Here is a 14,487-nt window from a genome sequence, read left to right as displayed (position 1 = left end):
TTGTTAAAGAACCGTTACTGTAAATAAAATATAAACAGATATTACAAACAAAAATGAATAAACCATCCCTATATTTACTAATATTGATTTTGTTTACGGTTTCATCTTGTATATCAAACAAAGATGTAGTTTACTTGCAAGGAAATGAAAAAATAGAGACTTTAGAGCCAGTCGTATTAAAACCATATCGACTTCAGATATCGGATGTGTTGTCTATTAAGATTAAAGCCCTAGATTCTAAATTAGTAGAAATATTTAATGTTTCAAATGCGCCACAAGGAGGAACTTCTGTTGATGATTTGTATTTTGATGGTTATCCCATAAACGATCATGGATATATCAGAATACCAGTTTTAGGAGATTTGCAAGTAGTAGGGTTGACATTAGAAGAATTGAGAATTAAGATAGAAAAACAACTTTTAAAAGATTATTTTCATAAAGAAGCTGATATCTTTGTAGTGGTAAAACTAGGAGGACTTCGTTATACAATTAATGGAGAAATAAAATCACCGGGAACAAAAGTATTATTGCAAGAAAAAGTAACAATTTTAGAAGCAATAGCTAATAATGGAGATGTTCTTATAACAGGAAATAAAAAAGAAGTTATGTTGATTCGTCAGCAACCTCAAGGAACCGAAATACATACGTTAGATCTGACAAGTATTGATTTGTTAAAATCACCCTATTATTATATTCAACCCAACGATTATATATATGTAAAACCTATAAAACAAAAGAATTGGGGATTAGGAACAAATGTTTTACAGTCATTTACTACAATTGTAAGTGCATTGTCATTAGTACTTACTACTTTTTTATTAGTCAAAAATGTTAAGTGATGTTAGATATTAAAGATTTTAACTTTTTGGAATCTCAAAATACTTTTGATGTTAAATCTTTTTTTAATAGAGTTTTAGGTTATTGGTATTGGTTTCTAATTACATTATTAATTACTTTTTTTATAGCTTATCAGATAAATATTAGAAAAGAAAAAATTTATAGTATGACCACTACTGTGGCCTATAAAGAAGAAAGTAATCCTTTCTTTACTTCTAATACAAGTTTAGTATTCAATTGGGGAGGCACCTCTGATCAAGTACAAACTTTAATGAGTACTATAAAATCACGATCTCATAATGAAAAAGTAGTAAAAGAATTACGTTTTTATATTCAATATCTAAGAGAAGGAAAATATAATTTAGAAGATGTTTACGGAATGACCCCATTTGTTGTTGATGCTAATGTAAATTATCCTCAACTATTAGGGAGAAATTTAACTATACAATTTGTTTCAAAACAAGATTTCATACTGTCAATTCAATTTGATGAAAATACAACAGCATTATATAACTACTCAACAGACGAGCTAACCACAATACCTGTAAAAAAAGGCATCTTTTCAAAAAAATATAAAATAGGAGAAGCTGTCATTTTACCTTTTTTAAATTTAAAATTGAAATGGACTAAAAATCCCCGGATTTTACGAAGGAGCTAAATATATAGTTACATTCGCTGATTTTAATAGTGCAGTTGCCACTTATCAAGGAATAGAAGTTGAAAATGATTCGAAATCATCAGCTATTGTTAGATTAAGCATGCAAGGAACCAATAAATTAAGATTGGTAGATTATCTGAACGGAACAGTTAAATATTTAATTAAAAGCCAATTATTGGCTAAAAATCAATTTGCTCAAAATACAATTGATTTCATAGATAGCACTTTAGTGGCTATGGAAGGAGATTTAAAGAATACCGAAAATGAGCTAAAAACGTTTTCTAAAGGAAAAAATATTTTTGAATTAGAAGAAGGAGCAGGAACAAAATATTCAGACAAATTAACGGAGTATGATGTAGAAAAAGAGTTGTTAAATAGAAAGTATACTTTTTATAACTCATTAAAAAGCTATTTAATTAAAAACGCTGATTTTTCTAAACTACCAGCTCCCTCTGTTGCAGGTATTGATGACCCTAATATATTGACGAATGTAAGTAAGCTAACCCAATTATCAGCGGAACGAGCAGCACTATCTTATACTTTAAAAAATGATAAGAAATTTAAAGATTTTGATGCTCAGATGGAAGCACTAAAAGTTGTTTTATTAGAAAATATAGAATCAGCCAAACGTTCCATAAATTCTGATTTAGTTGCTGTTGATAAAAAGATAGGGACAGCCGAATATCAGATTAAAAAACTACCTGAACAACAACAAGAACTAGTAAAGATAAATCGTAAATATGATTTAAATAAAAATATTTACAATTCTTTTCTAGAAAAACGTAGCGAGGCCAATATTGTAAAAGCAGCAAATCTTTCCGATATTCAGTTCATAGATCCTGCAAAAGATGTAGGAGGTGGACTGATAGGACCTAAAACAAGTACAAATTATGTCTTAGCTTTTTTAATAGGTTTTTTATTTCCTTTAAGTATTATCTTTATATTAACCGTTTTAGATAACTCAGTTAATAAGGTGGAAGACATTGAAAGACTAACCCAAATTCCTGTTTTAGGAATAGTAGGAATTAAGAATATACCATCTAATTTAGCTGTTTTTGAAAAACCAAAATCACCATTAGCCGAAAGTTTTAGAGGAATACGTTCTTCATTGCAATTTTTGTATAAAAAACAAGTACAAACAGGCGCTAAAGTTTTGATGATTACATCCTCAGTTGGTGGAGAAGGAAAAACATTTTGTTCTCTTAATATAGCTTCCGTATTTGCTTTAAGTGAAAAAAAGACAGTAGTGGTTGGACTTGATTTAAGAAAACCAAAATTATTTCAGGATTTTAGTCTTGAAAATACAGAAGGAGTAGTTAATTATTTAATAGGACAAAAAAAATTAGATGAAATAATTAAAAATACACATATCCCTTATTTAGATTTGATTAGCTCAGGACCTATACCTCCCAATCCATCAGAGTTAATTCTTAGTGAAAATATGGAAAGTTTAATAAATGAGTTAAAACTCTATTATGACTACATAATACTAGATACACCTCCTATAGGATTAGTAGCAGACGCATTAGAATTAACTCCTTTTTGTGATGCTTCAATGTACGTTGTGAGGCAAGGAGTGACCAAAAAGAAATGTTACGTATTGTAAATGAAAAACACAAATCAGGAACATTAAAAAATATTAGTATAGTTTTTAATGGATATCATAATAAATCAAAATACGGATACGGATATGGAGATGGATACGGATATGGATATGGAACGTATGGAAACGGATATTTAGAAATGGATGACAAAGAAGCGTTTGTAAAAACGATCATAAATAAAATTGTAAGTATTTATAAAAAAAAATAACATGAAGATTGTAATTACTGGTTGTGCGGGTTTTATCGGTTCTAATCTAACAGAACACTTTTTAAATAAAGGTTATCAAGTAGTTGGATTAGATAATTTTGCAACAGGACATTTAAAAAATATTAAAGACCTGATGTTGAATGAGAATTTTGAATTCATTGAAGGCGATATTCGAGATGCTGAAATATGTAAGAAAGTATGTGATGGAGCAGATTATGTGTTGCATCAGGCAGCATTAGGATCTGTTCCTCGATCTATAAAAGATCCCTTAACATCTAATGATGTAAATGTAAATGGTTTTTTAAATATGTTATGGGCTGCAAAGGAAGCAGATGTAAAGAGATTTGTATATGCAGCAAGTTCCTCTACTTATGGAGATTCGGAAAATTTACCAAAAATTGAAGAAGTTATAGGAAAACCATTATCACCGTATGCCATTACAAAATATGTAAATGAACTCTATGCGGAGATTTTTGGAAAAATCTACGGAATAGAAACAATAGGGTTGCGTTATTTTAATGTATTCGGGAGAAAACAAGATCCAGATGGAGCTTATGCCGCAGTGATACCCAAATTTGTAATGCAGCTTATGAAATATGAAAGCCCAGTTGTGAATGGAGATGGTGATTATTCTAGAGACTTTACCTATATAGATAACGTGATTCAAATGAATGAATTAGCAATGTTAACCCAAGATTCCAGAGCAATAAACAGCGTCTTTAACACAGCATTTGGAGAAAGAACAACATTGAATGATATGATTCATATCTTAAAAGAAGAATTGACCAAAAAAGTTCCTAAAATTGCAGATGTAAAGATTGTTTATGGAGCTACCAGAGCTGGAGATATTCCGCATTCTCTAGCCTCTATTGATAAAGCAAAAAGATATTGGGGTATGAGCCTAAGTATTCGTTAAAAGAAGGATTGGCAGAAGCAGTGAATTGGTATTATAATAATTTAAAATAAATAGCATAAAAAATGAAGATTGGAGTAATAGGACTTGGTTATGTGGGATTACCATTAGCTAGATTGTTAGCTACTAAATATAGTGTAGTAGGGTATGATATAAATAAAGCGAGGGTTACTGAGTTGAATGAAGGAAAAGATTCTACATTAGAAGTAAGTCCTGAACTTTTAAATGCAGTGCTAAAATCTGATAATAATGATGAATTGGGGCTTTTTTGTGCATCAGAAATACAAGAAATTACTACTTGTAATTACTATATAGTAACGGTGCCAACACCAGTAGATAAGCATAATAAACCGGATTTGACACCTTTGTATAAAGCCAGTGAAACGGTTGGGAAAGTGCTTAAAAAAGGCGATATCGTAATATACGAATCGACAGTATATCCTGGGGTAACAGAAGAAGAATGTGTGCCTATTTTGGAAAAAACAAGTGGATTGAAATTTAATCAAGATTTCTTTGCAGGCTATTCTCCTGAGCGAATTAATCCAGGGGATAAAGAGCATACAGTAGAAAAGATTTTAAAAGTAACCTCTGGTTCAACCCCTGAAATAGGGCAAAAAGTGGATGCACTTTATAGATCAGTTATTACAGCGGGGACACATTTAGCTCCTACGATAAAAGTTGCAGAAGCAGCTAAAGTTATAGAAAATTCACAACGAGATATTAATATTGCTTTTGTTAATGAATTGGCTAAAATTTTTACTTTGTTAAATATTAGTACGCAAGATGTTTTAAAAGCTGCAGGGACGAAATGGAATTTCTTGCCTTTTAAACCCGGTTTAGTAGGAGGGCACTGTATAGGGGTTGATCCTTATTATTTAGCACAAAAAGCCCAAGAAAAAGGGTATCATCCAGAAATAATTTTGGCAGGCCGTCGTTTAAATGATAGTATGGGAGAATACATAGCCTCGCAAGTGATCAAATTGATGATAAAAAAGGGATTTCTGTTAATGAAGCTAAAGTTTTAATGCTTGGAATTGCATTTAAAGAAAATTGTCCTGATGTTCGTAATACAAAAATTGTAGACGTAATTACTGCTTTAAAAGAGTATGGAGTAGAAATAGTTATTTATGATCCTTGGGTTAGTGTTGCAGAAGTTAAACATGAATATAATTTAGAAGCATTAAGAGAGTTGTCTTCTGATAAATTTGATGCAATAGTTTTAGGAGTTGCTCATGAGCAATTTTTAAGTCTTGATTTTTGTAGTTTGCAAAAAGAAAAATCAATTATTTATGATGTAAAAGGAATATTACATTGTAAAGTAGATGGAAAGTTGTAACTTTGTAAACTTTGTCATAATATTACATGAATGAAGGTAAGAAATATATGTTGTATAGGAGCGGGTTATGTTGGAGGGCCTACTATGGCAGTAATAGCTCAAAAATGTCCTGAAATAAATGTAACGGTCGTTGATTTAAATGAAATGAGGATTGCTGGTTGGAATGATTCAGATTTTTCAAATTTGCCAGTGTATGAGCCAGGATTAGATAAGGTTGTAGCAGAAGCTAGAGGAAGAAACTTATTTTTTTCAACAGAAGTAGATAAGGCAATTGATGAAGCCGATATGATTTTTATATCCGTAAATACTCCAACCAAAACGTATGGTGAAGGGAAGGGGATGGCTGCGGATTTAAAGTATATAGAACTTTGCGCACGCCAGATTGCACGAGTATCTAAAACAGACAAAATCGTAGTCGAAAAGTCAACACTTCCAGTAAGGACAGCTGAAGCGCTTAAGAATATTTTAGATCATACAGGAAATGGTGTTACTTTTCATATATTATCAAATCCTGAGTTTTTGGCAGAAGGAACGGCTGTTCAAGATTTGCATGCTCCTGACCGTGTGTTAATTGGAGGTGAAAATGAAACAGCTATTCAAGCTTTAGTAGATATTTACGGTACATGGGTTCCGAGAGAACGTATTTTAACAACCAATGTTTGGTCTTCGGAATTGTCTAAATTAACGGCAAATGCTTTTTTAGCACAACGCGTTTCTTCTATTAATGCAATTTCAGAACTTTGTGAAAAAACAGGAGCTGATGTAAACGAAGTGGCAAGAGCAATAGGAATGGATTCTCGTATAGGATCTAAATTTCTTAAATCATCAGTAGGATTTGGTGGATCTTGTTTTCAAAAAGATATTTTAAACTTAGTATATATTGCTAAATCGTATGGTTTAAATGAAGTAGCAGATTATTGGGAGCAAGTAGTTATTATGAATAACCACCAAAAGCATCGTTTTGCAAAAAATATTGTAAAAACACTATATAATACGGTTGCTTCTAAAAAGATCGCCATGTTAGGTTGGGCTTTTAAAAAGATACCAATGATACCCGTGAATCAGCTGCTATTGATGTAGCAAAGGATTTAGTGGCAGAACAAGCCAATGTGGCAGTTTATGATCCAAAAGTAGATTTAAAGCAGATTGAATTGGATATGAATTATGAAATGAATGAAATAAGTGTTTTTAATGAACCTTATGAAGCTTGTCAAAATGCTCACGCTATTGCGATTTTAACCGAATGGGAGGAATTTAAAACTTACGATTGGCAAAAAATTTATGATAATATGTTAAAACCAGCTTTTGTTTTTGATGGTAGAAATATTTTAAATCGTAGTGAAATGCAAAAAATAGGTTTTATATATTCAGCTGTAGGATCTTCTAATGAAAATAATTAAAGAATAATGAAAAATATTTTAATTACAGGAGGAGCGGGTTTTATCGGCTCTCATGTAGTAAGGCAATTTGTAACTAAATATCCAGAATATTCAATTTATAACTTAGACGCATTGACCTATGCAGGTAATTTGGAAAATATTAAGGATATCGAAAATGCACCAAATTATACTTTCTTAAAAGGAGATATAGTTGATGAAAATTTTATCAATCAAATTTTTCAAAAATATCAATTTGATGGTGTTTTGCATTTAGCAGCCGAATCTCATGTGGATCGTTCCATTACTGATCCGTTGGCATTTGTGAAAACAAATGTTATCGGAACAATGAATTTATTAAATGCAGCTAAAAATCTTTGGAAAGAGAATTTTGAAGGGAAACGATTTTATCATATTTCTACCGATGAGGTGTATGGTTCATTAGGAGATACAGGTTTGTTTACTGAAACCACTTCTTACGATCCTAATTCGCCATATTCAGCTTCAAAAGCAAGTTCTGATCACTTTGTTCGTGCATATGGAGAAACTTATGGTTTACCGTATGTGTTAACTAATTGTTCAAACAATTACGGACCTTATCATTTTCCAGAAAAATTAATTCCTCTTTTTATTAATAATATTATCAATAAAAAGCCTCTTCCTGTTTATGGAGATGGAAATTATACGCGGGATTGGTTATTTGTAAAAGATCATGCAGTAGCTATCGATTTAGTATTCCATGAAGGAAAAAATCATGAAACGTATAATATTGGAGGTTTTAACGAATGGAAAAATATCGATTTAGTACGTTTGTTATGCGATCGTATGGATGAGAAACTAGGGCGTTCAAAAGGAGAATCCTCTGAGTTGATTACTTATGTTAAAGATCGTCCAGTCACGATTTGCGTTATGCAATTGATGCTTCTAAAATTAATAAAGAATTAGGATGGAAGCCATCAGTAACGTTTGAGGAAGGTTTGGAAGAAACGATTAACTGGTATTTAGAAAATACGGAATGGTTGAATAATGTAACTTCAGGAGAATACGCGAAATATTACGAAAAACAATATCAATAGCAATATGCAGAAAGCAATATGCAGAAAGCTTTTTAAAAGCATTACCTATTGCTTAGAGGCTAAAGCTTAATGCTTAAAAAGATGAAAGGAATTATATTAGCGGGTGGATCAGGTACAAGATTGCATCCACTTACACAAGTGGTTTCAAAGCAATTGTTACCCATATATGATAAACCGATGATTTATTACCCATTGTCAGTGTTGATGTTGGCGGGTATTAAAGAGGTTTTGATTATTTCAACCCCACATGATTTACCAAACTTCGAACGATTATTTGGAGATGGAAGTCAATTAGGAATGCAATTATCTTATGTGGAACAACCCTCACCAGATGGTTTAGCGCAAGCTTTTATTTTAGGAGAAGAGTTTATAGGTGATGACGATGTATGTTTGATTTTAGGCGATAATATTTTCTACGGAGCAGGATTGCAAAATTTATTGAACAATGCGGTTAATACCGTGAAAGAGAAGAATGAAGCTACCGTATTTGGATATTATGTAGATGATCCAGAGCGTTATGGTGTGGCTGAATTTGATGAGAATGGTAAAGTTTTGTCAATTGAAGAAAAACCTTTGGAGCCAAAATCTAGTTTTGCGGTCGTTGGTTTGTATTTTTATCCCAATTCAGTAGTTGAAATTGCTAAAAATGTAAAACCTTCTCATCGTGGTGAATTGGAAATTACAAGCGTTAATCAAACCTACTTAGAACAAGGAGAATTGAATTTACAGTTAATGAGTCGTGGATTTGCTTGGCTAGATACAGGAACGCATGAATCACTGACTGAAGCAACGGAATTTGTTAAGGCGGTTGAGAAGCGTACAGGTTTAAAGATTGCCTGTATTGAAGAAGTAGCATGTCGTAAAGGATTTATTTCTAAAGAAGAATTTAGTAAGTGTGCAGAAGGACTTGGGAAAAGTTCGTATGCAGAGTATTTGAGAAAACTAACCCTGTGATTTATAAAGAAAAATTAAATTTTGTAAAAGATTTTTTAAGTCATTCATTGAAGTTATTGAGTTCTGGTTTACTAACGTCTATAGGATTTATAGTTTTGACTTCTGGTGGATTGAACTTTATAAAATCGGATATGGCTTTACAGGTTATACTTTTTGCCCAATATCAAATGATTGGTTTGACCGTTTGTAAGTTTGGTATTGATAATCAGTTGTACGCTAGTTTTTTAGTTGATGCTTCAAAGAAATATGATCCCTTAGGTTATATGAAAAATAATGGGTTATATTTAGCTTTGTTTTTTTCATTGATAATTTATTTTTTAGAAAAAGATTTGTTAAATTCCTTTTTAGTTTTTTTATTGCTAATATTAGATGTGATTTCAATACTTATAATTGTTCAATTGGGAGCTAGAGGATTATTCGGACAAGTTTTTTTATCTAATTTTTTATCATATCCATTGTTTTTTATTGTATTTCTTATATTTGAATTTTTGTGAATCTTAATAAAAGTGAATTTATATTGATTTTCTTAATATGTTCCTTTATTAGATTTTTGATTACTCTCAAATTTTATAATCAAATTGTTGCTATTGAATTAAATCCTAAACTTGAATTTAAGTTGGGGATTCAGCAATTACTGAATTATATATTATTTAAATATGATCAAATAATATTTTCATTAGGAACTGTTTCTATGATATGGTTCGGGTATAATAGTGATGAATTACAAAAATATCTTTTTTTGACAAGATTTCCAGAATTGATATCAGGTGTGCTAGTTTCTTTAGTTTTTTTATATGGTTCAGAAATGGTTGTTACTAAAAGGGAAGATTTTTTGAATCATATAAATAAAAATAGATTAGGTATAGTTTTTTATCTTTTTCGCTGGCTTTATTTTTTTTTGTGTATTTATTTTTTTGGAAAGGTAATTCAATAATAACTTGCTATGATGTATTACCTTATTTTTTAATTTCGGTAATGATTATTTTTATTAATATGATTACTCTGGGAATGTTGAAAGTTAAAAAAGTTAACAATCTGAATTTTAATTTATTTTTGAGTATTTTTTTTAGTATTATATTTCAAATTTTATTAATGTCCTTAGAAATAAAATCTATTGTTTTATGGAGCGTCCCTTTGCAAATGTTATTTTTTATTGTTTTAATTTTATTTAAAAAAAAATGATGAGAAGAGATTTGAAATTTTTGATATATGTGCCCTCTTTCTATGGATTTATAACATTTACTTTTTTTTATATTTCTTATATATTGGGTATAATAGAATATAATGAGTGTAACAATTATTCTCACTTTATATTTATTATAAGTGCTCTGTTTTTTTTTGTATCAAGTTTTCTTTACTTAAAACTGTACAAAAATAGAATTGTTAATGATTTTAATTGTTATTCTTCTTTACAATACTTAGATATAAATAAAATTAAGAGATTTATTTTTGTTTTTTATAGCTTAGGAAATATTGGATTCATTATGTATTTGGTCAAATTAATTTCTTATTTTGGAGGAGTTAGTTTTTTTCTTGGAATGATTTTTTCAGATGATTCTAAGCAAATTAGAATTGAAGGGGATAATTTTTCGGATTCAATAGGAATTCAACTTAGTTATTTTTCATGGTTAGCGGTTTCTGTTTCTTTATGTGTTATAAAAAAAATGAAAAGTAAAAAAATATATTATCTTTTTATTTTGATTACATTTTTTGAAAATTTGCTTTTTATTGATAGGACGAGACCTATATGGATTATTTTTACCTCATTGATTGCTATACTTCCATTTGTTTATCATAAGATTAATAATTTTAAAATTATATTTTACTCTTTATTTTTTATGATAGTGGTGTATGGTCTCTTTTCAGCAATAGCAATTTTGGCAGGTAAAGATACTGATGAAAAAATGTATAAAGGATGGAATATTTCTCCATCAGCTCAGAATTTTGTATACTATGGGACTTCATCTTTTGCTTATTTTAATCACATCATAGAGAACGAAAATATAGATGAGCTAAATATAGATAGAACAATGTATCCTTTATTGAAAATTACAAATTCATTAGGATTAACAGACGAGCCAAGTTCTTTAATTAACGAGTTTTATTTTATTCCCTCACCTACTAATGTAGGAACTTTTTTAGAACCTTTTTATAGAGATGGAGGTTTTCTATATGTAATGTTTGCCATTTTTTTACACTCCTTTTTATTGAATAGTTTAGGACTCTTTTTTTTTTGAGAGGGGCAAATCCTTTTGGTTTATATGCTTATTCAAATGTTTGTTATGTTAATTTAATGGCTTTTTTACCCCTAAAATAAATAATTTTCCAATCTGGTTATTTTTAATGGTTGGTGTATATTTTATGATAAGTACAAAGAAAAAATATAAGTTTAAATAATATTCATGGAGTTTATTTTTTTTACAAAATATGATGAGTCGGGACCTAGTAGTCGGTATAGGATATATCAATATATAAAACATTATGAGGCTGAAGGAATAAATTGTAACGTCTATCCTTTATTTGATAAGAAATATTTCACTGTAAGAGGAGGAGGAAAAGTTGTTTATGTTCTGAAAAGATATTTCCTTAGATTAGTTCAATTATTCAAGATTATGGAAATTAAAAATGTATATATTGAATATGAATTATTTCCATATTTCTTTCCTTTTTTGAGGTTTTATTGAACCTTTTTAGAATTAAGTATATTGTTGATTTTGATGATGCGATTTTTCATAATTATGATTCACATTCTAATATAATGATAAGATTTTTATTTAGAGATAAAATAAAGAAAGTTATTAAAAACGCTAAAAAGGTAATTACGGGTAGTCCATATTTGACATATTATGCAAAGAAAAATAATATATATGTCGAAGAAATTCCAACTTCTGTTAGTTGTATTAAATATCCTAAACCAAATTTAAAAATTAAAAGTAATAATTTTATTGTGGGCTGGATAGGATCAAAATCTACTAGTGTTAATTTAATAGACCTAGTTCAGGTTTTTAAAAATATTGATGATATTGATTATTGTTTATATTTAGTTGGGTTCGATGTTGATTTAGAATATAAGTTGAAAGGAATTAATTATAAAATTATACCTTGGTCTGCTGATACAGAAGTATACTGGATAAATAAATTTGATGTTGGTATAATGCCTCTTGTTGATAATTCTTTCAATAAAGGAAAATGTGGGTTTAAATTAATTCAATATATGGCTTGTGCTAAGCCAACAATTTCTACGCCTTTAGAAGCTAATGTTAAAATTAATAGAAATAAAAAAATCTTCATGCTAGTTCTAGCTTTGATTGGGAGATTGAAATTAGAAAAGTTTTTGAAAACAGAGAAGTTTTTAATCGCGTAGGAATGGATAATTATAATTGTTTTCTTGATTTTTATTGTGTTGAAAACAATAAAAAGGAATACATATCTATTTTGAAAAAACTATAAAGATATCAGTTATGTGCGGAATAAATGGTTTTGTATTACAATCGATAAATGAACAAGCAGCTATGAATAAGTTAGAGCAAATGAATGCTCTTATACATCATAGAGGACCTGATCAAAATGGCTTTTTTGTTAAGTCTTTAGAAAATTATACCCTTGGTTTTGCCATGCAACGATTATCAATTATCGACTTGTCATCAGGTAAACAGCCTATATCTACTACAGATGGTAATTATACCATTGTGTTTAATGGCGAGATTTATAATTACCGTGTACTAAAACAGCAACTCTTAGATTTAGGGTATCAGTTTCAAACCAAATCAGATACCGAAGTTATCTTAAATCTTTATGTTCACTACGGTGTGGATGCATTCAGCATGCTAGATGGTATGTTTGCATTTAGTATTTACGATAAGATCAGAAATAAATTATTTATAGCTAGAGATTATTTTGGTGAGAAACCATTATATTATTTACAAACAGATGAAGGTGTGTATTGGGGGAGTGAATTGAAATCGATAGTCAATCAGTTATCTCGTAAACCTGAAATTTCAAAGCATGGATTAAATCTTTATTTTCAACTGACTTATATACCTGCTCCTTTTACTATTTATGATGGGATTTCTAAATTAGAGGCCAATAACTACTTGGAAATTAATTTGAGTAATATAAGTTTGTCTATTCACACTATTAAAGAGTCAGTGTATGAAAATTATAGCCAACTATCAAATTCCGATGCTGTTAAGGTAAATCACGACTTGGTTCAAGAATCCGTTTTAAGTCGTTCGGAGTCTGAAGTTCCTTTGGGAACATTTTTGTCTGGAGGGGTTGATTCTTCAATTGTTTCTTTATGTTTAGCGCAACAGACAAATAAAAAAATAGATACATTCTCAATAGGTTTTGATAAAAAGAATTTGATGAGTCTGAAAAAGCAACTACGGTTTCTAATTTAATAGGTAGTAACCATCATAAATTTATTATTTCAGAAAAAGACTTGATGCAAGATGTTGATAGAATTCTTTTGAATTTCGATGAGCCTTTTGCGGATTCTTCAGCTTTACCGACTTTTTTAGTAGCAAATAAAACACGTCAAAAAGTAACAGTTGCCTTAACTGGTGATGGGGGTGACGAAGTATATGGAGGGTATAATAAATATTATGTGGGGAAATTAAACCAAAAGTATATATCAATAGTGCCTGAAAGTGTAAATAACTGGATTAAAACAGGAGTGTCAAGATTTGTGGTTAATAAAGATGATCAGCGTGGATTTGTATTTAAGTTAAATAGACTTATGAATGCAATGAATTATGAAGGGGATTACTATTATAATATCATTTCTTTAGCATTTCAAAAAAATGAATTAGAGGATTTATTGTATTCTAAATTTCAATATGCTGATGCTTTAAATTATTACAAAGCTAAAATTACTAAAGAAAATTTAGGACTTACCGAATTTAGAAGTATTGATAAAATGTTGAGTTTGGAAGGGGATATGCTAGTGAAAGTGGATAGAACAACTATGCTATCGTCTTTAGAATCTCGTGCTCCATTTTTGAATAAGAAACTATGGAATTTTACTTCGCAGTTACCAGAAAATTACCTTTTGAAAGGATTTGACAAAAAACACCTTTTGAAAGAATCGTTTAAACAATATTTCCCCGAAAAATTTCTAGATAAATCTAAAAAAGGCTTCGGAGTACCAGTAGGGGATTGGTTAAGAGGAATTTTAAAGCAAGAGCTTTTGCGTTATGTTGAAACTGAAATTCTTTTTAAGCAAGATTTGTTTAATGCCGAATATATACAGGAGTTAGTGTCGAATCATCTAAGTGGGAAAAAAGATAATACTTTTAGAGTATGGACTTTTTATTGTTTCCAAAAATGGTATTTTGAGACTTATGATAGCTGATTTTTCTATTGGTTTAGTTGTATTTATAGAAGTTCTATTGATTAGTTTATTTCTCAAGAAACTTTATTTTAATATATCTAATAAAAAACAGATTTTTTTTCTTTTTTTTTTAATGTTAGAGCATTTAGTTATAGGTTATTTAGGGTATAAAATTATAGTTCAAAATCCTATA

Annotated in this window: 10 protein-coding genes and 4 pseudogenes; all 14 read left to right on the top strand. The window is 29.8% G+C overall.

Annotation, left to right across the window (positions count from 1 at the left end; genetic code table 11):
- The first annotated feature begins 53 nt into the window (after positions 1-53).
- The 14 genes and pseudogenes from JJC05_RS03935 to JJC05_RS18690 all read left to right on the top strand — a co-directional run bounded on the left by JJC05_RS03935 (position 54) and on the right by JJC05_RS18690 (position 14,315).
- Positions 54-839, top strand: coding sequence for a polysaccharide biosynthesis/export family protein (locus JJC05_RS03935; protein WP_127822899.1), 786 nt, complete (start codon positions 54-56; stop codon positions 837-839).
- On the top strand, positions 839-1,495 hold the full coding sequence (locus tag JJC05_RS17985) for a Wzz/FepE/Etk N-terminal domain-containing protein (RefSeq protein WP_309597418.1): 657 nt from the start codon (positions 839-841) through the stop codon (positions 1,493-1,495). Before JJC05_RS03935 ends, JJC05_RS17985 begins: the two co-directional genes overlap by 1 nt.
- Before the next feature lie 100 nt (positions 1,496-1,595).
- Positions 1,596-3,101: a polysaccharide biosynthesis tyrosine autokinase gene (locus tag JJC05_RS17980; protein WP_309597417.1), complete on the top strand. Its 1,506-nt coding sequence runs from the start codon at positions 1,596-1,598 to the stop codon at positions 3,099-3,101.
- On the top strand, positions 3,086-3,307 hold the full coding sequence (locus JJC05_RS17975) for a hypothetical protein (protein WP_309597416.1): 222 nt from the start codon (positions 3,086-3,088) through the stop codon (positions 3,305-3,307). The genes JJC05_RS17980 and JJC05_RS17975 overlap by 16 nt, the downstream gene beginning before the upstream one ends.
- A gap of 1 nt (position 3,308) precedes the next feature.
- Positions 3,309-4,273 (top strand): annotated as a pseudogene (locus tag JJC05_RS03925) (SDR family oxidoreductase).
- 12 nt (positions 4,274-4,285) lie between these two features.
- Positions 4,286-5,556, top strand: a pseudogene (locus JJC05_RS03920) (nucleotide sugar dehydrogenase).
- Between the two features lie 30 nt (positions 5,557-5,586).
- Positions 5,587-6,956, top strand: a pseudogene (locus JJC05_RS03915) (nucleotide sugar dehydrogenase).
- A 6-nt stretch (positions 6,957-6,962) separates the two neighbouring features.
- A pseudogene (gene rfbB, locus JJC05_RS03910) lies at positions 6,963-8,008 on the top strand (dTDP-glucose 4,6-dehydratase).
- An 81-nt stretch (positions 8,009-8,089) separates the two neighbouring features.
- Positions 8,090-8,962 carry a glucose-1-phosphate thymidylyltransferase RfbA gene (gene rfbA, locus JJC05_RS03905; RefSeq protein ID WP_235878257.1) on the top strand — a complete coding sequence of 291 codons (873 nt, stop codon included), beginning with the start codon at positions 8,090-8,092 and terminating at the stop codon, positions 8,960-8,962.
- Complete coding sequence (locus tag JJC05_RS03900; RefSeq protein ID WP_235878256.1) at positions 8,959-9,456, top strand: hypothetical protein; 498 nt, start codon at positions 8,959-8,961, stop codon at positions 9,454-9,456. The genes rfbA and JJC05_RS03900 overlap by 4 nt, the downstream gene beginning before the upstream one ends.
- Before the next feature lie 684 nt (positions 9,457-10,140).
- Positions 10,141-11,199 carry an O-antigen polymerase gene (locus JJC05_RS03895; protein WP_235878255.1) on the top strand — a complete coding sequence of 353 codons (1,059 nt, stop codon included), beginning with the start codon at positions 10,141-10,143 and terminating at the stop codon, positions 11,197-11,199.
- 521 nt (positions 11,200-11,720) lie between these two features.
- Positions 11,721-12,326 carry a glycosyltransferase gene (locus JJC05_RS03890; RefSeq protein ID WP_235878254.1) on the top strand — a complete coding sequence of 202 codons (606 nt, stop codon included), beginning with the start codon at positions 11,721-11,723 and terminating at the stop codon, positions 12,324-12,326.
- Between the two features lie 97 nt (positions 12,327-12,423).
- Complete coding sequence (gene asnB / locus JJC05_RS18695; protein WP_258929482.1) at positions 12,424-13,362, top strand: asparagine synthase (glutamine-hydrolyzing); 939 nt, start codon at positions 12,424-12,426, stop codon at positions 13,360-13,362.
- Complete coding sequence (locus JJC05_RS18690) at positions 13,362-14,315, top strand: asparagine synthetase B family protein (RefSeq protein WP_258929646.1); 954 nt, start codon at positions 13,362-13,364, stop codon at positions 14,313-14,315. Before asnB ends, JJC05_RS18690 begins: the two co-directional genes overlap by 1 nt.
- Positions 14,316-14,487 lie beyond the last annotated feature (172 nt).

Origin of the sequence: Flavobacterium davisii (assembly GCF_019565505.1) — a bacterium.
GTDB classification, from domain to species: domain Bacteria; phylum Bacteroidota; class Bacteroidia; order Flavobacteriales; family Flavobacteriaceae; genus Flavobacterium; species Flavobacterium davisii.
This window is presented reverse-complemented; position numbering and strand designations above follow the sequence as displayed.

Bases quoted from the DNA above. Each gene is read 5' to 3' on its own strand.
- JJC05_RS17980 (WP_309597417.1), top strand. From the start codon at position 1,596: ATGCAAGGAACCAATAAATTAAGATTGGTAGATTATCTGAACGGAACA.
- JJC05_RS03890 (WP_235878254.1), top strand. From the start codon at position 11,721: ATGATAAGATTTTTATTTAGAGATAAAATAAAGAAAGTTATTAAAAAC.
- JJC05_RS03935 (WP_127822899.1), top strand. From the start codon at position 54: ATGAATAAACCATCCCTATATTTACTAATATTGATTTTGTTTACGGTT.
- JJC05_RS03895 (WP_235878255.1), top strand. From the start codon at position 10,141: ATGATGAGAAGAGATTTGAAATTTTTGATATATGTGCCCTCTTTCTAT.
- rfbA (WP_235878257.1), top strand. From the start codon at position 8,090: ATGAAAGGAATTATATTAGCGGGTGGATCAGGTACAAGATTGCATCCA.
- asnB (WP_258929482.1), top strand. From the start codon at position 12,424: ATGTGCGGAATAAATGGTTTTGTATTACAATCGATAAATGAACAAGCA.
- JJC05_RS17985 (WP_309597418.1), top strand. From the start codon at position 839: ATGTTAGATATTAAAGATTTTAACTTTTTGGAATCTCAAAATACTTTT.
- JJC05_RS17975 (WP_309597416.1), top strand. From the start codon at position 3,086: ATGTTACGTATTGTAAATGAAAAACACAAATCAGGAACATTAAAAAAT.